Annotated in this window: 22 protein-coding genes and 1 pseudogene; 2 read left to right on the top strand and 21 right to left on the bottom strand. The window is 44.5% G+C overall.

Annotated elements, in window-relative coordinates:
* Positions 1 to 48: 48 nt before the first annotated feature.
* The 18 genes from AC6I5A_RS08990 to AC6I5A_RS08905 all read right to left on the bottom strand — a co-directional run bounded on the left by AC6I5A_RS08990 (position 49) and on the right by AC6I5A_RS08905 (position 19,489).
* Positions 49 to 492: an NAD(P)H-dependent oxidoreductase subunit E gene (locus tag AC6I5A_RS08990; protein ID WP_052167988.1), complete on the bottom strand. Its 444-nt coding sequence runs from the start codon at positions 490 to 492 to the stop codon at positions 49 to 51.
* A gap of 471 nt (positions 493 to 963) precedes the next feature.
* On the bottom strand, positions 964 to 3,678 hold the full coding sequence (fdhF, locus tag AC6I5A_RS08985; RefSeq protein ID WP_497900624.1) for a formate dehydrogenase subunit alpha: 2,715 nt from the start codon (positions 3,676 to 3,678) through the stop codon (positions 964 to 966).
* A gap of 17 nt (positions 3,679 to 3,695) precedes the next feature.
* On the bottom strand, positions 3,696 to 4,916 hold the full coding sequence (nuoF, locus tag AC6I5A_RS08980) for an NADH-quinone oxidoreductase subunit NuoF (protein ID WP_034614659.1): 1,221 nt from the start codon (positions 4,914 to 4,916) through the stop codon (positions 3,696 to 3,698).
* A 19-nt stretch (positions 4,917 to 4,935) separates the two neighbouring features.
* A complete protein-coding gene (locus AC6I5A_RS08975) occupies positions 4,936 to 5,382 on the bottom strand; it encodes an NADH-quinone oxidoreductase subunit NuoE family protein (protein WP_034614657.1) in 447 nt (148 codons plus the stop codon).
* Between the two features lie 568 nt (positions 5,383 to 5,950).
* On the bottom strand, positions 5,951 to 6,907 hold the full coding sequence (locus tag AC6I5A_RS08970) for a formate/nitrite transporter family protein (protein WP_034614651.1): 957 nt from the start codon (positions 6,905 to 6,907) through the stop codon (positions 5,951 to 5,953).
* 677 nt (positions 6,908 to 7,584) lie between these two features.
* Positions 7,585 to 8,208, bottom strand: coding sequence for a DUF47 domain-containing protein (locus tag AC6I5A_RS08965; RefSeq protein WP_034614648.1), 624 nt, complete (start codon positions 8,206 to 8,208; stop codon positions 7,585 to 7,587).
* Between the two features lie 29 nt (positions 8,209 to 8,237).
* Positions 8,238 to 9,272 (bottom strand): inorganic phosphate transporter, encoded by a 1,035-nt coding sequence (locus AC6I5A_RS08960; protein WP_034614647.1) that lies wholly within the window; start codon positions 9,270 to 9,272, stop codon positions 8,238 to 8,240.
* Positions 9,273 to 9,434: 162 nt separating this feature from the next.
* The gene (locus AC6I5A_RS08955) at positions 9,435 to 10,142 is read right to left on the bottom strand and encodes a gamma-glutamyl-gamma-aminobutyrate hydrolase family protein (RefSeq protein WP_034614646.1); all 708 of its coding nucleotides are present in this window, start codon (positions 10,140 to 10,142) and stop codon (positions 9,435 to 9,437) included.
* A gap of 90 nt (positions 10,143 to 10,232) precedes the next feature.
* Entirely contained in the window at positions 10,233 to 10,583 is a 351-nt protein-coding gene (locus AC6I5A_RS08950; protein ID WP_034614645.1) for a type II toxin-antitoxin system PemK/MazF family toxin, read from the bottom strand.
* A 5-nt stretch (positions 10,584 to 10,588) separates the two neighbouring features.
* Complete coding sequence (locus AC6I5A_RS08945) at positions 10,589 to 10,858, bottom strand: CopG family ribbon-helix-helix protein (protein ID WP_034614644.1); 270 nt, start codon at positions 10,856 to 10,858, stop codon at positions 10,589 to 10,591.
* 244 nt (positions 10,859 to 11,102) lie between these two features.
* Positions 11,103 to 11,831 carry a type 1 glutamine amidotransferase gene (locus AC6I5A_RS08940; protein WP_034614643.1) on the bottom strand — a complete coding sequence of 243 codons (729 nt, stop codon included), beginning with the start codon at positions 11,829 to 11,831 and terminating at the stop codon, positions 11,103 to 11,105.
* A 25-nt stretch (positions 11,832 to 11,856) separates the two neighbouring features.
* Positions 11,857 to 13,236 carry a Mur ligase family protein gene (locus tag AC6I5A_RS08935; protein WP_034614642.1) on the bottom strand — a complete coding sequence of 460 codons (1,380 nt, stop codon included), beginning with the start codon at positions 13,234 to 13,236 and terminating at the stop codon, positions 11,857 to 11,859.
* Between the two features lie 310 nt (positions 13,237 to 13,546).
* Positions 13,547 to 13,798, bottom strand: a complete 252-nt coding sequence (locus AC6I5A_RS08930) for a hypothetical protein (protein WP_497900622.1) — start codon at positions 13,796 to 13,798, stop codon at positions 13,547 to 13,549.
* Between the two features lie 54 nt (positions 13,799 to 13,852).
* Positions 13,853 to 15,190, bottom strand: coding sequence for an NADP-specific glutamate dehydrogenase (gdhA, locus tag AC6I5A_RS08925; RefSeq protein ID WP_034614638.1), 1,338 nt, complete (start codon positions 15,188 to 15,190; stop codon positions 13,853 to 13,855).
* 311 nt (positions 15,191 to 15,501) lie between these two features.
* The gene (gene alr, locus AC6I5A_RS08920; protein ID WP_034614635.1) at positions 15,502 to 16,623 is read right to left on the bottom strand and encodes an alanine racemase; all 1,122 of its coding nucleotides are present in this window, start codon (positions 16,621 to 16,623) and stop codon (positions 15,502 to 15,504) included.
* On the bottom strand, positions 16,593 to 18,215 hold the full coding sequence (locus AC6I5A_RS08915; protein ID WP_052167987.1) for a bifunctional ADP-dependent NAD(P)H-hydrate dehydratase/NAD(P)H-hydrate epimerase: 1,623 nt from the start codon (positions 18,213 to 18,215) through the stop codon (positions 16,593 to 16,595). The genes alr and AC6I5A_RS08915 overlap by 31 nt, the downstream gene beginning before the upstream one ends.
* 299 nt (positions 18,216 to 18,514) lie before the next feature.
* Positions 18,515 to 18,871 (bottom strand): holo-ACP synthase, encoded by a 357-nt coding sequence (acpS, locus tag AC6I5A_RS08910; RefSeq protein ID WP_034614633.1) that lies wholly within the window; start codon positions 18,869 to 18,871, stop codon positions 18,515 to 18,517.
* A gap of 15 nt (positions 18,872 to 18,886) precedes the next feature.
* A complete protein-coding gene (locus tag AC6I5A_RS08905; RefSeq protein WP_497900621.1) occupies positions 18,887 to 19,489 on the bottom strand; it encodes a cation:proton antiporter regulatory subunit in 603 nt (200 codons plus the stop codon).
* Positions 19,490 to 19,647: 158 nt separating this feature from the next.
* On the opposite strand from AC6I5A_RS08905, the gene AC6I5A_RS08900 reads away from it, so the two are divergent.
* Both AC6I5A_RS08900 and AC6I5A_RS08895 read left to right on the top strand, forming a co-directional pair.
* Positions 19,648 to 20,667, top strand: coding sequence for a hypothetical protein (locus tag AC6I5A_RS08900; RefSeq protein ID WP_052167986.1), 1,020 nt, complete (start codon positions 19,648 to 19,650; stop codon positions 20,665 to 20,667).
* Between the two features lie 116 nt (positions 20,668 to 20,783).
* Positions 20,784 to 21,812: pseudogene (locus AC6I5A_RS08895) on the top strand (IS1634 family transposase); the annotation flags it as partial.
* A gap of 165 nt (positions 21,813 to 21,977) precedes the next feature.
* On the opposite strand, the gene AC6I5A_RS08890 reads toward AC6I5A_RS08895, so the two are convergent.
* From AC6I5A_RS08890 to AC6I5A_RS08880, 3 genes are all read right to left on the bottom strand, one after another.
* A complete protein-coding gene (locus tag AC6I5A_RS08890) occupies positions 21,978 to 22,775 on the bottom strand; it encodes an ExeA family protein (protein ID WP_034614630.1) in 798 nt (265 codons plus the stop codon).
* Entirely contained in the window at positions 22,768 to 24,147 is a 1,380-nt protein-coding gene (locus tag AC6I5A_RS08885; RefSeq protein WP_034614627.1) for a DDE-type integrase/transposase/recombinase, read from the bottom strand. The genes AC6I5A_RS08890 and AC6I5A_RS08885 overlap by 8 nt, the downstream gene beginning before the upstream one ends.
* Before the next feature lie 199 nt (positions 24,148 to 24,346).
* The gene (locus AC6I5A_RS08880) at positions 24,347 to 24,952 is read right to left on the bottom strand and encodes a DUF6431 domain-containing protein (protein WP_497900620.1); all 606 of its coding nucleotides are present in this window, start codon (positions 24,950 to 24,952) and stop codon (positions 24,347 to 24,349) included.
* Between the last annotated feature and the right edge of the window lie 363 nt (positions 24,953 to 25,315).

Raw genomic sequence — 25,315 nt, 5'->3', positions numbered from 1 at the left:
CCTTTCCTGATAAATCAGGTGTTTGTTTCTAATTGCACAATCTATTTCCTATTTGCACTCAGCTAATATGCCGGAAATCTTGGCTGGAGACACATCCACAAATGGTTTACCGTTGATCGTTATTACGGGGGTACCCTGGCACTGACCCACACATTCAGTAAATTCGAGGGTGAAGAGACCGTCGGCAGTACTGCCGCCCATGCTGATCCCCAGTTCTTTTTCCAAAGCAGCGACCACCTCGGCAGCGCCGGCAACGTGACAGGGTGCGCTTTCGCAGATCCGGATCACATTTTTACCACGGGGCTTAACTGAAAACATGGAGTAAAATGTTGCTACACCATAAGCCTGCGCCACCGGTTTGTTAAAAACGCGAGCTGCCTCCAGGATAGCTTCCTCGGGTAAATAACTGAGTTTATCCTGGATAGCGTGAAAAGCTTCGATCATCCCTCCGGGCACATTTGCATAGTTAGCGAGAATCTCCTGATAATCCATTTACATATCCCTCCTCTCTTTTAGAAGATATATCCGCCTTTATAATCCTTAATACTTGTAAATTTTATCACATGAAGATAATGTAATCAAGATTTTTTTCGAATCGACTAAAGCATTAGAATATTGTTGAAACGGGTAGTTAATATTGAACAGTGATGCCCTTTGGTTTTCAGCACTTTTTTCTGGGTAAAAATACCTTATGCTGTGGATAAGACATGCAGGAATATATTGGGTAAAGAGGTATTTAAAAACTGACCCCATAGCTTTTCCGAGTTGGCAAAGACCCATCCGATGATCTAAACTACTAATGAGCTGACATTGAGATCGCGCTGATAGACGCGACACTAAAAAACGAGAAAACACTTGCTATGGACGGCAAGTATTTTCATTTGTGTTCTCTTGGTGTTGACTCCAATTTTCGTCTCTCTAAGGAGACGATAAAGTAGGGATTCTCCTTTTTGCAGGGGCAATTTAAGCTGTAATTTTTTCGATTCTTACCGCCGAGACTTTGTACTCGGGAATACCGGCTATCGGATCAAATGACTCGGGAGCAGAATTGGTCAGTACATTGGCAGCTGCCTCGGCAAAATGGAAATAGGTGAATACAACATTATCATCAATGGTATCAGTTAACCTTGCCTTCAGTTCAATGCTGCCGCGTCTAGTTACCAACCGCACCGTTTCACCATTACTAATATGCATACTGGCTGCAGTATTAGGACTAATCTGCAACTCATTTTCAGGCATGATATCATTTAAACCTTCCACACGCCGGGTCATGCTGCCGGTATGATAATGGTAGAGACTGCGCCCGGTGGTTAAGATAGTTGGATATTCTCCATCAGGAAGCTCAGCTGCTTCTTTAAAGTGAATAGCATGGAATAGTCCCAGACCCCGGCTAAATTTTTCCTGATGCAATATCGGCGTACCCGGATGAGTCTCAGTTGGGCAAGGCCATTGCAGGCTGCCTTCTTCCAGGCGTTCGTAACTTATCCCCGCATAGGATGGAGTAACGGTACGTATTTCATTAAAGATTTCTTCCGGTGAAGCGTAACTCATCGGATAACCCAAGCGGGTGGATAAATCACAGATAATTTGCCAATCCTGTCGGGCAGCTCCCTTTGTATTGACGGCCTTGCGTACTCTTTGTACCCGTCTTTCAGTATTGGAGAAGGTACCGTCTTTTTCGGCAAAACTGGCAGCGGGAAATACTACATCAGCCTTCTGTGCTGTTTCAGTCAGGAAAATATCCTGCACCATCAGGAATTCCAGGTTGTCCAGCGCCTCTTCCACATGATGCTGATCGGGGTCGCTGACCATCGGATTTTCACCTAAACAAAGGATACTTTTAATTTCGCCATGATGCGCTTTAGTAATGGCTGCAGTCAGGGTGATCCCATTGTTGGGAGAAAGTGGAACCCCCCAGGCTTTTTCGAATTTTGCCCTTACTTCAGGATTACTAACCGGCTGATAGGCTGGATAGACAACCGGTAAAGCCCCCATATCGCAGGCGCCCTGTACATTGTTCTGCCCACGCAGCGGATTGACCCCGGCACCGGGCTTACCTAAATTCCCCGTGAGCAGTGCCAGGTTACACATCGATTTCACGTTATCGGTACCGGTGCTATGCTGGGTTACGCCCATGGCATAACAGAGCGCTGCGGACTTTGCTTCCGCATAAATTCGGGCAGCTTTCCGGATATCTTCCGCTGGAACCCCGGTGATTTTTTCTGCAACTTCAGGTGTGTAATCAGCCACTACAGCGGTCATAGCTTCGTACCCTTCGGTACGCTCGGCGACAAATTCTTTAGCCATCAGCCCTTCGCTAATGATCACATTCATCATGCCGTTTACCAGAGCCACATCTGTTCCAGGTCTGAACTGCATGAAGACATCAGCCATTTCAGCCAATTCAGTGCGTCGCGGATCTGCTACGATCAGTTTGGCGTCATTCTTGCGCACATTGCTTTTTATCTTGTAGCCGATAACCGGATGATTTTCGGTGGTGTTGGTGCCAATTAAAAAGATCGCTTTGGCATCGTGTTGTAACTCGTTGATGGAATTGGTCATCGCGCCACTCCCAAATGCTGCCCCCAGACCGGCGACAGTAACGGAGTGTCAGAGACGAGCGCAGTGATCAACATTATTGCTGCCGATTGCTGCCCTCATTAATTTTTGCGCCAGGTAATTTTCTTCATTGGTTATCCGTGCGGATGAAAACATGGCCAAGGAGTCGGGCCCATATTCAGACTTTACTTCATTTATCCTCCGGGCGGCGAAATCCAACGCTTCGTCCCAGGATGCCGGCCGCAGTTGACCGTCCTCTCTGATCAGGGGGGTGGTCAACCTGTCATCTGAGTTTACAAAATCCCAACCGAAACGTCCCTTGACGCAAAGCGTTCCTTGATTGACCGGACTTTTTTGAGCATCCCGCATCGAGGTAACCCCAACGATCTTATCGTCCTTGACGTTAAGCTCAAAGGTACAACCGGTCCCACAATAAGCACAGGTGGTGGGAACCTTACTTACCTGATAAGATTTACCCTTTCGAGCGGATATCTTACTGGTCAAGGCACCTACCGGGCAAACCATCACACACTGCCCGCACAGTACACAGGGGGAATCCTGCAGTAAGCCATTAAATGCAGTGGCAATATGAACATGATGGCCGCGTCCCTCCAGGTTGATTGCCTGGGAGCCGGTGATTTCTTCACAAGCTCTTACGCACTTGGTACACATGATACATTTATCATAATCCCTTTTAATAAACGGATTGGGGTCTTCCATGCCAAAATGCTGTCCTTGACCGGTATAGCGCGAATCCGTAACCCCGTAACGGTAGCAATAATCCTGGAGTTTACAGCTGCCGTCTCTTTCGCAGGTATGACATTCCAGTTTGTGGCGAGCCAGCAATAATTCCAGAATAATTTTTCTGGATTCAACTACATCCGGACTTTCAGTTTCAATAACCATTCCATTTTCAGCTGGGCTTACACAGGACGCCATAAGGTTAGGTCTTCCCTTGATTTCTACTATACACATGCGGCATGATCCTGCTAATTTTAGATCGGGATCATAGCACAGGGTGGGGATATCAGCGCCTGCTTGTTGACAGGCCTCTAAAACCATGGTTCCTTTCGGCACTTGCATTTCTTTTCCATTTATCGTTAATTTGATCATCGTTATTCCTCCTTTCCTAGGAATTAGATAATTTTTCTGTAATACTCATGCGCAAAATGTTTGATCGTCGATTGAATCGGGATGGGAGATGCTTGCCCCAAACCGCAAAAAGCCGCTTTTTGCATAACGCGGGTTAGTAATAATATGTTATCAATATCCTTGCTGCTTGCTTTACCGGAGTTGATCTTCTCCATTATTTCCCGGCAGCGGAAGGTTCCTTCCCTACAGGGGTTGCATTTGCCACAGGATTCATGTTCAAAAAATTTGGATATTCTGGTTACTATATCTACTATGTCGCGGGTCTCGTCCATGACAAAAACCGCACCCGATCCTAAAGCCGCGCCAATGGCGCCCATTGAATCATAGTCTATCTGGGTGTCCAGATTCTGTTCAGGTATGAATGCTCCGGAGGTTCCGCCCACTTGAACGGCCTTTAATTTCTTGCCGCCTTTTACTCCGCCGCCCAGTTTGTAAATTACATCCCGGAGGATATAATTGGTCGGCACCTCAAAGAAGGTAGTATTGACTGCATCCCCAGTCAGGGTAATTATTTTGGTGCCCGGATATTTGGCTGCACCAATTCCAGCAAACCAAGCCGACCCATTGGTGAGAATATAAGGTAGACTTGCCAGGGTTTCGACATTATTTACCACCGTAGGCTCTCCCCAAAGTCCCGCAACTCCTGGGAAAGGCGGCCTAAATCTGGGTTCTCCCCGGTGTCCCTCAATGGATTCGATCAGGGCGGTTTCTTCTCCACAGACATAAGCTCCTGCGCCCATTCTTACTTCAATATTAAAATCTCCTAAGACCCCTAATTTTTGGGCACTCTGTATGGCATTTTTCAGCAGTTTAACGATGGATGGGTATTCTCCCCGACAATAAATATAGCCCTGCTTTGAACCTATGGCGGTTCCACAGATAGCCATACCTTCTAAAAGAGCTTGGGCATTCTTTTCACAGATTATCCGGTCTTTATACGTACCGGGCTCGCCTTCGTCCAAGTTGCAGACTACATATTTAATCTCAGCATTCTTGGGTACAAAGCTCCACTTCAAACCGACATTAAAGCCTGCTCCGCCACGACCTCTGTGTCCGGAGCTCTTGACTTCCTGAATCAAGTCGTTGCTTTCCATCTTTCGTGCTTTTTCTAAACCAACATACCCGCCTACCTTGACATATTCTTCAGCACTTTCCGGATCTATTTTATCGGCATATTCTAATAGCACGCGCATTTCCTCAGCCATCTAATCCCCTCCTTTCCCTCTATTTATAGGCAGCTAGAACCTGCGGTAAAATTTTTGCAGTTACGTTGAACACGGGTTCACTATTAACAGTTATTACTGGAGTTGCCTGGCATTGTCCCACGCACTCCGTTAGTTCCAAAGTAAATTTACCATCTGAAGTTGTTTCACCGATTTTAATGCCCAGTTGGCTCTCCAATGCTTTTAATAATTCATCAGCACCAGCCACATGACAGGGCGCACTCTCACACATACGGATAATGTATTTGCCACGTTTTTCTACGGACAAATAGGAATAAAAGGTAGCCACTCCATAAGCCTGGGCTACAGAAATACCGAATACCCGAGCTGCTTCTACCAGCGCTTCCTGAGAAATATAATTAAATTCGTTCTGCAGGGCATGGAAGGCTTCAATTATTCCTCCCTTTTGGTCTTGACAAGCAACAATGATATCTTTGTAATTAGCCATTATATCACCTCCTTACTTAATTAAATGCTTCACCACTATTCTTTTCGAACTTATAAGGTTAACAAAACCAACAAAAAGTGAAAGTTTAATTACTCGAACTGTGCAGTTGATAGTGAACTCGTTCAACTTAAGTTGAACATCGAGTCTTCGGTGACGAAAGCCTCCAGTGGAGGGTTTCGCCGAAGCCGCACGTCCCAAAAGGAATTCTTAGCGGCGAAGTCGGAGTCTACCCCCACCGAAGCAGAATAAAGCATACCTCTCCCACTTGTAGAAGTGGGAGTCTTACGATTGGATAAACAAGCCATCGAGGATTATTCAAGTAAGTTATCAAAAAACACAATAAAAAAGTATGGAGTCGCTCCGCTACATTCTTCTCAAATAGTTCTTTTAAAGAACTTAAGAATGATTCCAGTGCAGAAACCTATTTTTCATCTCAAAGATTATTGCTATAACCTATTTTATTCGAAAAGGCCCATAAAAAAGGCTAAAAGCGTGTAATCTTTATTCAATTTGGAGTGAAAAATATATCGTTTAGACTTTCTGCACTGGAATCAGGAATATATTTAATCTAAGCTTTAGCACTCTTATCAGGCGCAACCGGTGCTGCCGGAGCTTTTTTCAGATATGAATACCAGTACAGGCTGGCTACAAAGATAGCTCCGCCTACGATATTCCCAAGGGTTACCGGTATCAGGTTTTTCATTATGAAGTTGCCCCAGGTGAAAAGATTTCCCACAGTAGTTTTAAATGCTGCTACTGCAGTTGCTGCCGCCGCCGGATCCGCCAATTGGGCTGCGCTAAGGGTTGACTGCGCTGCTACATCCAATACTGCTGGAATTTGAGAGACAACCAGACCCATAGGTACAAAGAACATATTGGCCACACTATGCTCGAAGCCGCTGGCAACGAAGGCCATAATGGGGAAGAATATTCCGAAGATCTTGCCAGCTACATCTTTGCTGGCCAGTGCCAACCATACTGCCATACATACCAACCAGTTACACAGGATAGCACGGCAGAATGCGCCCGCCCAGGTTAGTTCCAATTTGCCTTTGGCTACAGCCAGTGCTTTAGCTCCGACTGCTCCCTTAAATAAGCCGACTGCAGGAGCTGCATCAAAGAATCCATAAAAGCCACCGGCCATTATATAAACCAATAAAAGAGATCCTATGAAGTTTGCAATCCAGACAATTATCCAGTTCTTTATAAGACTTCCCCAAGTGTTTTGCCCATTTAGCGCTCCAATCATCATAAACATATTGTTGCCTGTAAACAGTTCTGCGCCACCAATAACCACTAACATAAGACCTGTGCTAAACACTGCACCGAACAAGAGCTGACCAACACCATTACCCAGGTACTTTGGTGCATCATGACCTACTACTGTTGCCAGATTGGCTCCGAAACCGATATAGGCTCCGGCTAAAATTCCAAGTATTAACAATTTGCCAATTGATAGGGTTGACTTGGCTTTTCCTATACCGCTGGCATTACCCGCTACTTCTCCTGGTCCAAAGAAATTCATACTTTAAACATCCCTTCTTTAAAAAACTTTAGAATAAATTCCTTTATAATAATTCATCCCAAATCTTTTTCTTCCCTAATTTTTATCTATCCTGGCGACCGATACTTTATATTCGGGCATCTTGCAACCAAGTCAAGGGTTTGCCGTGGGTCACATTTTTACTACGGGGCTTAACTGAAAACATGGAGTAATATGTTGCAGCACCATAAGACTGAGCCACTGGTTTGTCAAAAACGGTAGCTGCCAAAAGGATCGCTACCTCGGGTAAATAGATAAGTTCCTCCTAGATAGCATGAAAGCTCCTATCATCCCCCCGGGCACATTTGCATAGTAAGTGAGAATCTCCGGTAACCCATTTTATATCACCTCCTCTCTATAATAATATACCAAGTGCTAACGGAATATTAAGAGCGGAAATATATCGTCATAGTATTATTCCATGTGAAATATGGGGTATGCGCAGATACACACGTTACACATATTTGTCATAGCATAATGCTATTCTATGTGAAATATGGGGTAATTTCAATAGTTTTTTAGGAAATAATTAGAATGATTGCTGTGGAATATTTTGGATCATCCACCTACCACTCATAGTGATTCATAAAAAGGTCATTTTACTGATTAATAAGCGAGTTGTAAATTATTGGTATCACCACGTAAAATTGCATTATTTTTTAAACCACACGCACGATAATTTTGTGTAAAACGTCGGTAGTATAACCCAAGTTAACCCCTGCATCTTTAATATGGTGGTAAACTTCCCGATATTTCAAGGCCTGCATCGCGTCTGGACTATTAAATAACACCACCATACCTGCCCGATACTCGTTTTCTATAGCACTCTGGGCCTTGCGGATTATTCCTATTTTGTTTTTCGATTTGCGCGGATCTTTTTTTAATAGCTGGATTGCTTCAGCAAGTTGATCTGTCCCTATCTTCAATTGCTGCACCATGTTATGAATAATTGAATCCTCAACCACTTTAAAAGCATCCATTGCCGTTAGCGTAGATTTTGCGTACTCGACGATCCTATCCATTTCAATGGAAATAGAATATATGTCCTGTCGGTCAAAAGGAGTGACAAAGGCTTCTATTAGATAGTCTTCCATAGAAAACCGACACCGATCCGCCACATCCGCCTCGCTTAATAATAGTTGGTAGTCTTCTTCTGAGCGGCTGCTCAGCCAACGGCTCAAATACCCCACCAAGTTGGCAGTGGCTTCTGCCTGATCCCCTATCATCTTATAAAAATCATGTGTTACGGGAAACAACCTCTCCCAAAAATTAAGTTTAGCCATGATTTCCTCCCCTGCTCAGTCAACTATTATTATCCCATTAAACGCAACATGTAAAATACCATTGCTGCAACGATTGCAGACGCAGGTATTGTAATACACCAAGCAATAATAATTTCTTTACCAATCTTCCAGTTAACCATCCGGAATTCATCCGCTCCGCCAACTCCTGCTACACTACCCACAACAACATGAGTTGTTGATACAGGAGCACCAAGTGCTGTCGCTAAAGCAACGCACCCACCCGAAGAAAGCTGAGAATTCAGGCTATGGATCGGACGAATCGTGTAAATACCTCTCCCAATGGTTTTCATGATCGGCCAACCACCAAGCAACATTCCGGCAAACATGGCTGCACCAACTAAACCTTTAACCCAGATTGACCCAACTTGACCACTTGAATAACTTGTGGAAGCTAAAGCCAGCGATATAATCCCAACCGTTTTTTGAGTATCATTGGCGCCAAAACTATAAGCTAATACCCCAGCTAGTACCCATTGTATTCTTTTTATCCGGCTATTTAGTGAGAATTTCGCATTTCGCAGAGCGATATTCGCTATTTTTTGAAGTATAAACGCAACTATAAACCCTAAAATAGGAGATAATATTAACAACAGCACAATTTTCGATATTCCCATTAATTGATGACTTGGACCAATCAGCTCGCTCCAACCCCATAAAATATAATTTGAACCACGAGCAATCCAAACTGCTCCCACTAATCCTCCAATCAAAGCATGCGTGGAACTTGACGGAAACCCGAATTTCCAAGTGACAAAATTCCAGGCCACAGCCCCGATCATCGCAGCTAATAGTACATTAAGCAAAGCCGTTTCTGTCGGTATTGTAACAATTGCCGAAACAGTATTGGCTACAGCACTACCACTCGTCAACGCTCCGGCAAAGCTACAAATAGCTGCTAATAATATCGCCTGGAGCGGGGTTGCCGCTCTACATGAAATAAACGTTGCTACAACAGAACTAGCATCATGAAAACCATTAGTAAATGTGAAAATAAGTGCTGCTAAACAAACAATTGTTAACATCTCTATCGTAGAAATTGTCATTTTCCACCTCTAAACAACAGACCACTATGCAATTTCTTGAATGGTCGCTACACTGCATTATATGCTAATTTTTGTGTGGGTAAATACATTTTCGCTTTGGCAAATCCCGGTAAGATACCTATTGGCAGGAGGTAACAGTAATGAACTGTACTTATCCTGGATTCATTCCAGACATGCTTCAATAAACCCTCTAAATAATGCATAGCTATGATTTTCCGTATCCATACTCTCCGGGTGCCACTGGACCCCTACGCAAAACTTTGCCCCGGGCTTTTCAATCCCCTCAATGATCCCATCTGAGGCGAGCGCATTTTGAATAAAGCCAGGTGGAATTTCTAATACAGCTTGATGATGGAGGCTGTTAACTCCGATTTTCGTCTCTCGAAGCAGACGATAAAGTAGCGATCCTCCTTCGATCTCCACATTGTGCCAAACGTATTGACGTGGGGCTGTTTGGCTATGTTCCATTGCAGCAGGATATTGGCTGGAAATATCCTGATAGATTCTTCCCCCAGCTGAGACTGCTAACACCTGTATGCCACGGCAAATCCCTAAAAGCGGGAGATTCTGATGCATTGCCAGTTGAGCAAGTAAGAGCTCGCTAAAGTCCCGCTCAGGAAAACACTTGCCAACTCCGCGATGGGGATCTTCTCTTAAATAAACGGGGGAAATATCCCCTCCGCCCGTTAAAAGCAAACCTTTAATATGATCCAATAAGTCTCTACCATCTTCATGTGTTCGGACTGGCGGAAGAATAAACGGGATTCCGCCCGCTTTTCTAACTCTTTCAACATAATAATAACGTGGAAACGTCTCTAGCTCTTCCGTACAATGAGCCGCTGTAATACCGATCACTGGTTTTTTTAACATCTCATTCGTCTCTCTTTCCAACCTTCCAGAAAGTTATATGAGCAAATAAAAACAGCGTCGATTATTGTCTCCGCTGCGCTGCCTTATTTCTCAAATATCCGTAAGTCCCAGACTAATTTCGGTAGCTTGATCCACCCTAAGCATCACTTCTTCATCCAAAACAGCCACTTTTTCTTTAAGCCGACTTTTATCAATCGTTCGAATCTGCTCAGTTAGAATGACGGAATCTCGTTCTAAACCGCTTCGCTTAGCTCGTACTTCGACGTGAGTGGGTAATTTTGCTTTGGCAATCTGAGAAGTAATTGCGGCAACAATTGTCGTCGGGCTGAATTGATTCCCTATGTCGTTTTGAATCACGAGGACTGGACGAGTTCCCCCTTGTTCTGAGCCGACGACAGGGTTAAGCTCAGCGTAATATATTTCCCCGCGTTTTATGATCATCTCTGTTACGTCACCATCGTTTCTTCATAATACAATAATACTTCTTGTTCCGCAGAATATAACTCCCTGGCTATCGACAAATTCAGTTGTGCCATCTCCAGGTATCCCTTACGCATCTGCTCATGAATTCCCCTCTTCCGGCGTTCGTAAAGGATACTGTTAAGTGCTTCTCGAATAAATTCACTACGATTGCGTTTCTCAACTGTGACTATCCCATCAACTTCCGCAAGCAAACTCTCCGGCAAACTGATCATAATCCGCTTACTTTCTGCCACATTAGCACCCCCAAGTCATTCAGCTAGCTAAAGCTATACTCTATTATAGACAGCAATACAAAAAAGTGTCAACGAACAATAAGGATAAATTAGCCTGACACCCTTGAAAATACGGCTATTTCAGCATGTAATTTATGGTAACCGGAAAATTCAAAGAAAATAATACGGAAACCTCGTGTACTAAAGATAGTCTATCAGTATATCAATAATGCTATACTGTTTTTACACAAAATCAACTATTTACTTAATTTCGTACTTGCTTCAATAGCCTTTTAACCATGACCTCATGGGCTAACTCTTCCAAGCGGTCGTCAAGTTCCTTTAGGCGAGTATCCGCTCCACGCCTGAGAATGGCCAGTTCCAACAACAAATCAGCGAAGTGTGGATTTTTCGGGAGAAGTGGTCCGTGCAAATACGTGCCGAAGACATTACGGTATCGTACCCCCTCCTCCCGGTCATCCCCGTTATTCCCATGCCCAAATAGAACTTTACCTAAAGGCATAACCCCTTCACCCAAATATGTTTTACCTAAGTGATTCTCGAACCCAACCAATGTCCTTTCATCAATCTCCACAACAACATTACCTATTAAACGCTTCGCTCCGGCGATGGTCCAGATATCTATGATGCCCAACCCCTGAATTTTTTCTCCACTAGCCATTTGATAGTATCTGCCCAACATTTGATACCCGCCACAAATGGCAAGAACGACAAGGCCATTTTCTATGGCACTTCGAAGTTCCTTTTCCCGACGCATCAAATCCTGAACCAGCAGGGCTTGTTCACGGTCAGACCCTCCGCCAAGAAAGAGAATATCCATCCCCATAAAGTCCAAGTCATCACCCAGAGAGGCTTTCTGAATTATTGGTTCAATCCCTCGCCAACGGCAGCGGGCCGCCAACACTAAAATATTCCCTCGATCTCCATAAAGATCAAGCAAGTCCGGATAAAGATGGCAAATATTCAGCTTCACTTTGTACGCCCCCTGTCCGTCAACTTTAGCCTTGGGATAAGACAATCCTGCTTTTTTTTTGCCTACATTCCAGGAACTCACGAAGTGGAAATAGCAAAGTATAGGTGGGTAATATAAAGGCCGCCTCTTTCGCCGCCCGGCTTGCTTGCAAACGATCAAGCGCCTCAGCCAAAGTATGTTCAATGACAAGTTTCTCGACGGATACTCCGGCATATTTAAGCCTCAGGGCCATGTCCTCCGCACGAAGTCCGGTACATATTACTTGGTTTATACTAGCATCATGCGTCCCTAATCGTTCAAAATTAACATCCCAAAGCCAGGAAATATCCCGTCCATCTGCGGCTAAATCATTGATGCCAATTAATATCCGGAGGGGTTTATTTACTCCCAGCATCGTCTGAATAACCTGATCAAACCCTGTGGGGTTTTTAACGAGAGTTAAGGTGATCTCCCCTTCCGGCAAAAAAAACCGTTCCATCCGTCCGGCCTGGGGAATAAACTCCCTCAACCCTCTTTCAATCAAACTGTCGTTTAATCCCAGTTGACGAGCTGCAGTAAGTGCTGCCAACGCATTGTACAGATTATAGTACCCTTGCAGAGATAATGTAAATAAAGTCACATCCACCTGAAACAGTAGCAAACCCTCCTCCGGACGAACATTTTGAGCTAATATTTCAGGCACAGGACGGTGGAATCCGCACCCTAAGCAATTGAAAATTCCCAATTGCCCGTAATGAAAAAGTGAATAATCAAGGGCAGTGCCACATAACGGGCAGAACCTCGCTTCCCGGGTTTCCTGGCTCTCACTTCGGCTATCCGGGGTACGTTCCACGCCATAGTAAATCACCTGCGCATGATCCACGCCAAACTGGACAACCAAAGGGTCATCCGCATTTAACACGAGGACCGTTTCATTAGGTAGAGACTCTCTGACCATACGAACGGTTGCATCTAACTCCCCGTAACGATCAAGCTGATCACGAAAAAAATTGGTAACAATAGCCAAAGTGGGCGACACCAGTTTGCAAAATTTAGGTACTGTCGCTTCATCCACTTCCAGTAAAGCAAGACTCGCCCGTGAAAAACCGTTCCAGCGCGTATTTTGGATTAAAGCCCCCGTAATACCGGTCAAGAGGTTTGCCCCAGCCTGGTTATTGGCAAATTTTTCCCCGGATTGACATAATATGCTGGCGAGGAGATTAGCTGTTGTTGTTTTTCCATTGGTCCCAGTGATCATAATAATCCCGTCCGTATAAGCCACACTCAGGCGCCTCATTATCCCGGGATCAATCCAATTGGCGATTTTCCCGGGCAAGGTTGTCCCCTTTTTTCCGGTCACTAACAGCCCCTTCGTTATTATCTTACCTGCCCATAAGGCAACCCAAAAACGCCACGTTCGCTTCATCGTATCTCCTTAAATCGTAATCTCATAAATTATAGCATTCTTAATTGTATTATCAACCAAAAACAGTTTCCTGCAAACCTCAACACGAAATATCTCAAATCTATCTGCACTCAAAACTCATCTTGTTTGACATACTTCTGCGCAAATCACCATATTCCTTCAATTAATGTAACCTTATGGCATTTCTTAACCATTATAATATCAAAAGGAAAAGCCTTCACCCGAGTTTATATGAAGGCTTTTCCTTTTGACGTTTGTAATTCTATAATAATTTGAAAGGAACCCATACAGCGTTGTCAGTATTTTAACATTAATAGGCCTTGAAACCGTTGATACTTTGATGAACAAACATATCAAGCATAGGGCCAAGCACAAAGCTTAAGAAAACTCTAAATCCTTCCGTCAATACCAGGGCCACACCAACACGGAGCAGAAGACTTACCCCACGGGATGTCGATCGTCGCAAAATTCCATCAAAATCAAGGGCTCCGGCAGCACTCCAACCGAGTACCAGACAAAGAATAAAAAATGCGTAATTCAGCCAAGTGGTTAGATCAAACACGGCCTCACCCCCTTGCCACAACTTATGATGTAACCGGGGATTTTATGTTAAATCTTAGTATGCAATTCCCTGTGCATACATAGCATTAGCAACCTTGATGAAACCTGCGATGTTTGCCCCAACTACTAGATTATCTTCCACTCCATATTCTTTTGCAGCTTCACTTGCATTATTATAAATATTAACCATTATGTCCTTGAGTTTTGCATCAACTTCTTCAAAAGACCATGAATATCTCATGCTATTCTGGCTCATCTCAAGTGCGGAAGTTGCCACGCCACCAGCGTTTGCAGCCTTAGCCGGACCAAATACTACTTTATTCTCAATAAATAGATTAGCCGCTTCAGCAGTAGTAGGCATATTTGCACCCTCACCTACAGCGTAGCATCCATTTGCTATTAAAGTCTTCGCTGCTTCTTCATCCAATTCGTTCTGGGTAGCACACGGTAAAGCAATATCACACTTAACATTCCAGATACCGGCGCATCCTTCTTGGTAAGTCGCACCTGGATGAAACTCAACATATTTACTGATTCTTTGTCTTTCAACTTCTTTTAATATTTGAATGGTTTCCACGTTTATTCCTGCAGGGTCATAGATATAGCCATTTGAGTCACTCATGGCAACTACTTTACCGCCTAATTGGCGAACCTTTTGTGCGGCATAAATAGCAACATTCCCCGAGCCGGAAACGGTAACGATTGCTCCATTAAATGACTTACCCTTAGCCTTCAGAGCTTCATCCATAAAGTAGCAAAGGCCATAACCTGTTGCTTCTGTTCTGGCTAAACTTCCACCGTACTCTAATCCTTTTCCTGTGAGAACTCCGGTAAATTCATTCCGGAGTCTTTTGTACATTCCATAAAGATAACCGATTTCACGACCACCTACACCGATATCTCCGGCCGGTACATCCGTGTCTGCTCCAATATGTTTAGACAACTCGACCATGAAGCTCTGGCAGAATCTCATTACTTCTCCATCTGATTTACCTTTAGGATCGAAATCACTTCCGCCCTTGCCTCCACCTATGGGAAGACCTGTCAGCGAATTCTTTAAGATTTGTTCAAAACCAAGGAACTTGATGATACTTGCATTGACGGACGGATGGAGTCTTATCCCGCCCTTGTAAGGACCAATGGCACTACTAAACTGTATTCTGAAACCACGATTTACCTGGACCTCCCCATTGTCATCAACCCATGCAACCCTGAAAATAATTTGCCTTTCCGGCTCTACAAATCTACTGAAGATATTTGCTTTTAGCCATTCAGGATGTTTCTCGGCAACCGGCTCCAGTGATTCCAGTACCTCTCTTACTGCCTGGTGAAATTCAGTTTCGTTTGGATTTCTCTTTGTTACTTGTTCCATTACATTTGCTAATAGTTTCATCATAATTCCTCCCAAATTACATCAATCTTCAGCGAGTCACTCATTCTACTGCCGTCCAAATGTGCTCTGATAATTTTGCAGCTACAGTAGGAGTGCGATGTACCATCCGCACGCAGATTAGTAACTGGAACACCTATGCTCCTGATATGTGTTCGTCGGTAGGACTATTCTCGCGATGAGGTGAGCGAACTGGTTAGGCAACCGACTACAACAGCTACTAAAATTTTAAATAAATCTTTTTTTAACACACTGTTATTTTAACATATCCCATGAATAATGGTGACAAAATACCCTAAAGTATTATGTATTTTTCACTTCTCCTTGGGCCCAAGATATACTCGGGGAACTCGTTTGGATATTCCACAGACCACTTCATAGCTGATGGTTCCGATCCACTCCGCCATCTCTGTCGCAGTAATTTGATCATATCCATCTTTTCCCAGAATTGTTACGACATCGCCTACTTGTACTCCCGGTATCTGGGTAACTTCAAGCATGGTCATATCCATACAAATTCGCCCAATCATTGTAGAACGTTTCCCATGGATTAGCATTTCTCCTTGATTGGAAAGCGCTCKGCGCAGCCMATCCGCATACCCGACAGGGATAGTAGCCACACGTGTTGGGTATGCTGCTTGAAACGTACGGCCGTAACTTACGCTTTCTCCTGTTTTTATACTTTTGACTTGAGTAACTTTAGCTTTCCAAGCCATTACCGGTTCCAAACCGACAGCTCCGCCAATTTGAGAAGAAGGAGTAAAGCCATAAAGACTAATTCCCGGACGAACCAACTCGAAATGGAATTCCGGGATCTGAAGGATCGCCGCGCTGTTTGCCACATGACGAATGGGAATAGTTAGCCCAGCCTTCTTCAGCTTATCATAAAAGGATTGAAAGCGGTTTAGCTGCTCCCTGGCAAACGAGAGATCTCTTTGATCTGATGTAGCAAGGTGAGTATAAATTCCTTCAATAAATAGGTTAGGTAAAGCGGCAATTCTCATGATCTCAGGGAAATCTCCCTCTCGAAATCCGATCCGGTTCATTCCTGTATCGATTTTCAGATGAAATCTCGCTGTTCGGTTTTGTTTCACGGCCGCCCCAGAGAGCGCTTGAGCCTGCGTCAATTGGAAAATAGAAGGGATAATCTCCTCCCTAACTAAAATATCCGACTGATCCGGCTCGGTTGCCCCAAGGACCATGACCGTAAGCTCCGGAAACGCTGCTTTAATTTCCAGTGCCTCTTCCAGTAAAGCAACACCATAACGCTTAGCTCCGCACGCAAGCAGCGTTTTTACAACTGGTATTATTCCATGTCCGTAGGCATCAGCCTTGACAATTGGCATCATTTCAGTTCGCGTATACGCTTGAAGCTTATAGTAATTTTCTCTCAGCGTTTGGAGATTTACCTCAGCCCAAACCTGTCGTAACCCCATAAGTTCATCCCCTCTTTCCCTAAATTTGGCCGAACTTCCAACTCACGCCGAACTGTAGGGAGCTTATCCGCCACTTCCGATGCACTGAATCCTGACCACCCGTACTCACCTGCTAAAATATCCGCTGCCTTCCCATGCAAATAGACGCCCAGGCACGCCGCCTCAAGCGGGGCAACCCCTTCGGCCAACCATGCCAGGATGCTGCCTGTGAGCACGTCTCCCGTCCCCCCTGTGCCAAGTCCCGGATTACCCGTAGAGTTGAAAAAAGCGCGACCGTCGGGAGAAGCAATAATGGTCACAGACCCTTTTAAAACAACTACCGCTTCCCATTCAACCGCTTTCGCCACTGCAAGATCTAATCGATTGCTCTCAACGTCTTCGACACTACACTCGCAAAGTCGCGCCATTTCACCTGGATGAGGGGTAAGAATCAGCGGGCCTTGGCCATTTCTTAAACCCAGTAAACCCGGTTCTTTGGCAACCAAATTGAGGGCATCTGCGTCCAGGACTACCGGGCAGCTTATGTTTCTCAAGATTTCCCCTAATACCGAAATAAACTCGGGATTTTGGGCTAAACCCGGGCCTACTGCAAGAGCTTGGGCGTTCTCAGATTGTCTTAAAATCACAGACCAAGCTTCTCCGTTCAGGCACTCTTCCCCCGGAGCAGACCAAATGGTCGCCTCCGTGATTGCAATATCCATTTCCTTTGCTATTCCCTTGGGAGCAACTATTTGCAGTAGTCCAATCCCGCTACGCAAAGCCCCCCGTCCAGCTAAAACAGCTGCCCCGCTCATTCCTTTAGACCCTGCCACCAGAATTCCCTTGCCATGGGTTCCTTTATGTCCTTTTAGTTTGCGGATGGGGATCATTTTGCGCACATCGTCATCGGTTAAGACAAAAGTGGAAATTCCTTCATCTTCGAGGTAGGATGCAGGAATAGAAATAGGATCCACAACGACCCTTCCACTATAGTCTGGTCCTTCACCAAGAAAAAGACCCCATTTGGGGAGTCCAAAGGTGACCGTAGTCTGGGCGTGAACCGCAGTACGATAGACCTTGCCCGTATTGGCCTCCACCCCGCTGGGAATGTCAATAGAAACCACCCATCCCGGAGTGCAGTTCACTTCATCCACATATTCTTCCACCAGACTTGGCAAGGCACCACGCATCCCAATCCCATATAGTGCATCCACAACGACGTCCGCTTGAGCCAATGCTAAACGAGCCAAACGGTGTTGTTTCTCTCCTTCGATCACAAAACATTTCCCCGTGGTTCCTTGATAAAGGCGTAAATTGATAGCTGCATCTCCTTTTAATTCCTTCAGTTCCGCAAATAAAAAGGCCGTGACATCCATGCCTTGAAACACTAAATGTCGAGCCACAGCCAAGCCATCTCCGCCATTGTTACCCTTACCAACTAAGATCACTGCTTTTCGACCGCTTAAACCTGCTTCCTCCTTGGAGAGACAACGCCGTATCTCTTCGACAACTGCCCAGGCCGCATTTTCCATCAGGACTATACTTGGAATGCCATAATGATTAAAGGCTTTTTCCTCGATCTGCCGCATCTGTTCCGCATTGACCACACGCACTTTCCTCACTACCTCCGTTCTCTCTCTTTATTTTAAATACCCTATCTTTTCTTATAACTTATATCCGTTTTCTTTCATTCCCCGTCGAATCCAAGCCCCGTCGTAACTCAGCCAATGAATGAGATGAATTGCAAAGCGAACCATCAAGCGGGAGGAGCGTGTCGAGCGCAGTTGGAGAAGCGTTAAGACGCACATTGGCCGCACTTGCAGATTGCCCAGAGGTTATGTGCGTTAGCTTCGTAAACAAGCGAGCCGCTCTGAAGCTTTGGTGAACGTGCAATTCACCTCATTCATCCTATTCAGCTTAAAATTGCAAACGCCATCGCCAGCGTTCGATTATGAGATAAACTGACACGCACTTGGGACCCGCCGCGAGCCAAAACCAAATCCATGGCTCTAGAACTGAGATAGACCAAGGGTTCTCCACTTGGATCACTTAAGATTTCAATATCATGCCACGCCAAGCCGCGGAGACCTGTCCCCAAGGTTTTAAGGACCGCCTCTTTTCCGGCGAAACGGGCTGCATAACTCTGGAAGCCTTTGTTAATTAAGTTTTCTCGTTCTCGAGTCGTAAAAAGACGTGCATATAACTTGGGTTGCCGTTTAAACGCCATAACCACTCGTTCTATTTCAATAATGTCAATACCAGGATACATTTTGCCTACTCCAAATCACAGAATTAATTGTTGCAACTTATCTTGTCCCTCCGGGGATCCTGCTGCCAGTAATACATCTTCTGCGCGAAGGACAAACCCAGCTTCCGGAGAAAACTGTTCAAAACCATCTCGAATCACCGCGACAATAGTGGTTCCCGTACACTCCCGAACCCTTAATTCCCGCAAAGTCTTTCCAATAGCAGATGAGGTCTTTCCGATCTCGATTTCCCCGACATCMAGCCAACGGGACATTATGCGGTCTGCATATCCCTGCAGTTGGTTAAGATGCCTCTCAATCTTCATATCATTTTCGCGCCTTATCTCCATTAGACTTTTTAACTCTTCTAAAAAAACTTGTATTTCTCCTTTTTGATTTACGGATTTAAAAAATTTCTCCGCCATAGCTTTCGATGTTACAGTAATCCCTACGCCTTGACTGACCATTACCACACCGACATTTTGCAATATTGCGATAGCCCGGCGAACGGTCTCCGGTGAGACATTATATCGCCCTGCTAAAGTAGAACGACCGTGAATCTTTACTCCTTCATGGTATTCCCCCATCATGATAGCATGCGCTATATCAACGGCTATTTCCTGATAGCGTGCCTGCTCCAATATGTTCAACTCCTTACTCATAACATACCGCAGCAAAGCTGCAGACAATAAAAATAAAATAGCCGTTCCTCAATAAATCGGCAACTAAATTGCCAGTCCCAAGATATCGGATGATATAATGGGCAGTGGTAAAACACTGAATGCGAGGTAACGGCTATATGAAGAGTATAAATAATTATCACGATCAAATCAAGGGAATTCTGCACGGTTTTGATCGAATCATATTTAAAGGACATCTTCGCCAGTTCTTTAGTCAATCAGGGCAATCACATTTTCTAAGTACGGAAAATGTATTGCTTAAAGACTATAGTGCTTATGCTCAATCGATTACCTCACAAATCAAAGAGCATGCACGTATGATGGCTGAGTCTCTTGGACGCCCTTATATCTACCTGAATTCCCCTAAGACTTCCAAAGAAGGAACCGCACAAGAAGTTTTGAAGAGAAACCCTGTGCAGGAAGGCCTTGTTTGTGTCATTGCTACCGTCGAGCTTTGTACAGCATTGGAGTCCTACAAGAATCACGAAACCCACAAGATCGAGCTACGAAATAAGAAACGCAAATGTCTCTATCTTTATTTTTACTACATTGACAAGGAATTTGGGTTCATGCACATCAAACTTCAAACCTGGTTTCCTTTTGAAATACAAATATACATCAATGGCCGAGAGCATTTAGCTAAGCTGCTGGACCAAGAGGGGATTGGGTATCAACGCTATGACAATTGTTTTCTTCAAATCGACAACCTGGAACGGGCTCAGGAATTGTTTAATGGGTTTATAGAGCGCAAACTGTCACGAACGTTTGATGCATTGGCCCATCGTATTCATCCGTTTCTGAAACGGATCGAAGCTATCTTTTCCGTGGGATATTATTGGTGTGTGGAACAGTGTGAGTATGCGACAGATGTCATGTTCGAGAGCCGAGACGCCTTAGCGCGAATCTATCATGATTTGGTTGAACATGCCTTAATCTCATTTTCTTGTGACGATGTTATGATCTTTCTTGGACGCAAAATGCATCATGCATTTTCAGGAGAAATAGTCTCCGATAAGAACCGTAGGCCGCAAGGTCTACGAATTAAGCACAAGATGAAGAAAAACAGTCTGAAGATGTATGATAAGTGTAGCGTACTTAGAATTGAGACCACTATCAACCTGGATTCTCGGAACGCCTAACAATATTYCGTACGCAAATAGCCTGAAACACCCTAAAACACTGGATTTTCGACACTTTATACTGGACATTTTCCTTGTTATGTGTTATTATATACACATAACAAGGAGGTGTTCTCGTGCTCATTGTATACCAAAAAGATAAGCGATCAGGGATTACATATGCATACGAATCCAACGCTTGGTGGGATAAAAAAAAGAAACAGTCACGTTCCCAACGTACTCTTATTGGGCGTTTGGATGAGATAACCGGAAACATTGTCCCAACAGACGGGCGTTGCCGTAAAGATAAATCAAAACTGCAGTCTTCGGATAAAAGTCAAGGACCAAAACATGGACCTATACCACATACCGAAACATCACACCGTTTTTACGGTGCGACTTACCTCTTGGACTCTATTGGCGATTCCATGGGTATTTCACGGGATTTAGAACTATGTTTTCCTCATGATTACAAACAGATCCTTTCCATAGCCTATTATTTAATCCTCGAAAACAATAACCCGCTGTACCGATTTGAAAAATGGGGACTTACACATCATCACCCCTATGGTAAAGATATTTCGTCCCCACGGAGCAGCGAGCTGTTCGCATCGATAACGGATGAAGCCGTTGCACAGTTTTTTCGTCTCCAAGGCAATCGACGGATAGAAAAGGAGTATTGGGCTTATGACAGCACCAGTATTTCCAGCTACTCTGAAATGCTGAAGCAGATCCAGTACGGGAAAAACAAAGAAGATGATCGCCTTGCTCAACTAAACCTTTTGCTTGTTTTCGGAGAAGAATCGGGTTTGCCGTTTTACTACCGTAAACTTGCTGGAAACATACCCGATGTCAAAACCGTAAAAAACCTGCTTGCCGACCTGGATGTCCTTGGTCTAGGGAAAATCAAGCTCGTCATGGACCGCGGATTCTATAGCGAAGCCAATATCAACTGTTTGTACCGTGAGCACCTGAAGTTTTTGGTGGGAGTCCGGATATCGCTGGCCATGGTCTGCAAACAATTGGAGGCAGTATATGATGAGATACGCCAGTTTGAAAACTATGAACAGAATTTGGATACCTATGGCTATACCGTTCCTATAGAATGGACTTATACGCAAGATCGTCCCTATAAAGGCGATACCATAACCGAGAAGCGTAGTGTCGTTTCCAGAGCTATTTGTCAGTGGAATACCAGAATTCACTGTCAGTTGGAAGTTAGTATTTCCAGGATTACATGACACTCAGAAGTGCACTCTTCCAACTGACAGTGACAGTAGAACGATAGAAAAACAGCCCTCTTTGGCAGAGAACTGAAATGTTTCAAGAGATTATTGTCGTTCAGAAACGACCCGTGCAACGTTCGTAGCATCGACGGTATGCTGTTCACTTGTCATGGCAACCACTAAGCAGTTGGTACAGATCGAGTTAATAATGCGCGGAATTCCGTTGGAGTGCACGTAAATTGCCTTGATCGCATCTTCCGAGAAAAACATATGCGTACCGCCTGCTTTACGGAGGCTATGAAAGATATAGTCTTTGGTTTCTTCCTCCGAGAGTCCACCCAAATGAAAGCGGACATTAATGCGCTGATCGATTGCTCTCAAGGCTCGAAGTTTCATGCGATCTTTCAGCTCCGGTTGGCCTGTAAGGATGAGGGCCAAAGGTGAAGCAGAATCCACATCAAAATTAATCACAAAGCGCAATTCATTAATCATGGTGGTCGAAAGCTCTTGCCCTTCATCAATCACGATTACAGGGAGAATATGGTGTTTTTCGTAGAAGTCTCGAATGGTTTCCACAAAGCGACGTTTCGCAGTGGCTTGAAGAAAGCCAGGTTCCGTATCGAGTTGGTAGAGAACTTCCTGGTAAAAGATCCGAGGGCTCATACGGGATTCAGACAAATAAACAAAGCGGTAACGACTTGGGTCCAAAGAGCTTGCCAAGGTACGAATCGCGGTCGATTTACCCGAACCAATGTCTCCGGTCACTAGAGAAAATAATCGGTTTTCAATCGCAAATTGAAGTCTTGCAATGAGTTCCTGGTGAGCCTTAGAGGGAAAGATAAACTCCGTCGGAATTTCTTTCGTAAAGGGGACATGGGTAAATCCAAAAAACGTCTTAATCATGGTTATTCTCCTTCCGTAGTTTAGCGAATGTTAACGTGTTTTGTAAGGTTATTGCTTGTTCACTAGCTAAGGCAGATTTGCTTGCTTCCAAGAAGTTCAAACCCGTTGGTTCAGAGGGAACCTCCTCCAAAACCGGTATGGCTTTGTGTCTATGACGAGTCATTTTTAAGGGAAGTGCATCGGGATATTGGGTTTGCTCAAACCAGACTTCAAGACGACTAAGATCCTTAGGATCAAAACGGAGCGTCACTCTCTTTTTGGCTAACGAAAGGTCGAGCTCATACAAATTCCCCTGAAGACTAATACACCCGGTCGTGTCGGCAGTTCGGTGTTCTTCCCAGAGAAAATAGTGGTCAATGAGCGAAGGATCAATGAACCGTAGATCCTTGGCATGGTCATTAAACCGGACGCGGGGCTTTTCCTTCGTCGTCCCATGAATACGCATTTGGTAAGCCTTCTCTAACCAAGCCCAAAAATACTCATTGAGTTGCTCTAGGGTCGTCAGTTTCCCTTGATCAATCAGAAGATAAGCCTCCGGCTTAAAGCTTCTGTCAACGTAATGGAACATACGTTCTACCTTTCCTTTCCCTTGAGGCCGGTAAGGCTTGGCGTGGACGAGATGAGTGTTAAGGCGAGCACAGATGCCCTGAAGATGCTGAGAAACATAGATAGAGCCATTATCGACATATATTTTTTCTGGAATTCCGTGTTTGAGAATAGCCTTTTTCAACGTTTGCTCAAGACTTAAGACGTTTTCCTCAAAGAAAAACTCGCCATGGGTAATAAGTCTGGAAAAGTCATCGAGAAAAACTATCAGATAAGCCAGCCTTCGTTTATTCGAAAGGGTTGGGTGAGGTAAGTACAGAGTGTGATGGGTATCTGCTTGCCAGGTCTGGTTAGGGTAAGCCATTTCATACCGTCGAAAAGTCGAGTTCTTTCCTGCCACAAGTTCCTTAACTCTGGAGTGCCGGTAAAGATGAGCACTTAACGTGCTTACTTTAAGAACGCCTTCTGGAGTACATCCAGTCAGCTCAAGAATACGGATAATTTGCTGAACGCTGCGCGCAGGGGCTTCGAGTTTTAACGCAACCGCTTTGTCCAGAAGATCGGGAGAAATAGCTCGGGGATTGGCCCGATCGTTGCGTGGTTTTGGTCTAAGCCCCTCAAGACCATGCTTCAAATAAGCAGCAATATAACGTTCTAGAGTGCGAATACTCACCTGTTCACACGTACCCTCTGGAGAGATATAAGTCTGGCTTGCTATTTGGTTTAAAATTGTTTGACGAGCACCCTTGTCAAGTTTCCGGGTAACTACCGGAGCAATGAGGCCAAAACGAAAGGTCGCAATGGTCTCGCGTTGGGAATCCTCCATTTCGAAACATCCTCTCATAAAAATCTACAAAAGGATTGTCTCACAGAGCGTTCAAACTGGGGAGATAGCATATTTTGTGGGAGAAAGGGGCTCAAAAACGACCGTTTCATAGGTAAGGAGGGAAATGTCATCCAAAAAACTAACCAGAGACCCAATTTCGCAGAAAAAGAATAAAACGCCCCCCACTGAAGAGGAGACGTTAGATTCGGAGAGCTATCGGTAGTTCTAAATTGAGCAAGTCAAAAACACCCAGAGAATCTGCAGATACCCCAGAGATTTCACAAAACCTTAAGTGAAATTTTAGGGCCGTCTGAAGCAGAAAGAAAAGATCCGTTACGCGTCCAGATGGCAGAGGAAGGTTCGGCTGAAACTCTAAAAGACGCTTGATCAGATGTTTATTCACATCGGACGCGATGCCTCTTAGACGTTTAAGCCAGCGCCTGAAGGTGGTAGTACTAATTGAAGTAACGGATGCTGGTGAAAGGGACCTAATCGCTTTATTAATGGAAACATGTTCAAGCACGTGGCACCCAATCCGGTGCAATCGATACGAATTTAGAAAACGAGCGTAAGGTTTAATAAAAGAAGGGATGTAAGAAAAGGTTCTAACGCAACCTGGACAATAACGGCGAAAGATAGGAATCTGAAAAGCGGACAATTCACTCCAGACGGTTCGAAGGTATTGACCATGACGATGCGTCTTTGCTTCACAATGAGGACAACGGTTAGTTAATTCATCAAACCATTGTTTAGCTTCAATTAAATATTGCGAGATACCCCCTAAAAAGGTTACAATAATAGACATAGAATCGTCCTTTCTGAAGGATGTTTTTATGGGGAAACCTTATCGAGGAGGCGTCGTAAACTTCACTCGGTAAGGTTTTTAATTTTTTTAGCAATCCAAACTCCAAATGCGTGAAGGCCTGTGGATAGTGCCGAGCTATGGACAACTCTGCGCTGTGCTTCGAGTTGACCACAGCTCTTGGACAGGCGATTTTGGGATATTCTTAAAAGAGCCTGTCCACACTCTCCACAGGCCCGGCGAATGATCTTATTGCTCTTTAGGAATGACGATCAACTTAGTTTAATATATTTCCCATGGTCAATCTTTGTCAATTAAATAAAGAAATAGCTTCCCGTTTCTGACAGAGAAATCGGGAAGCGACAT

This window comes from Desulfosporosinus sp. Tol-M2 (assembly GCF_059735615.1).
This window is presented reverse-complemented; position numbering and strand designations above follow the sequence as displayed.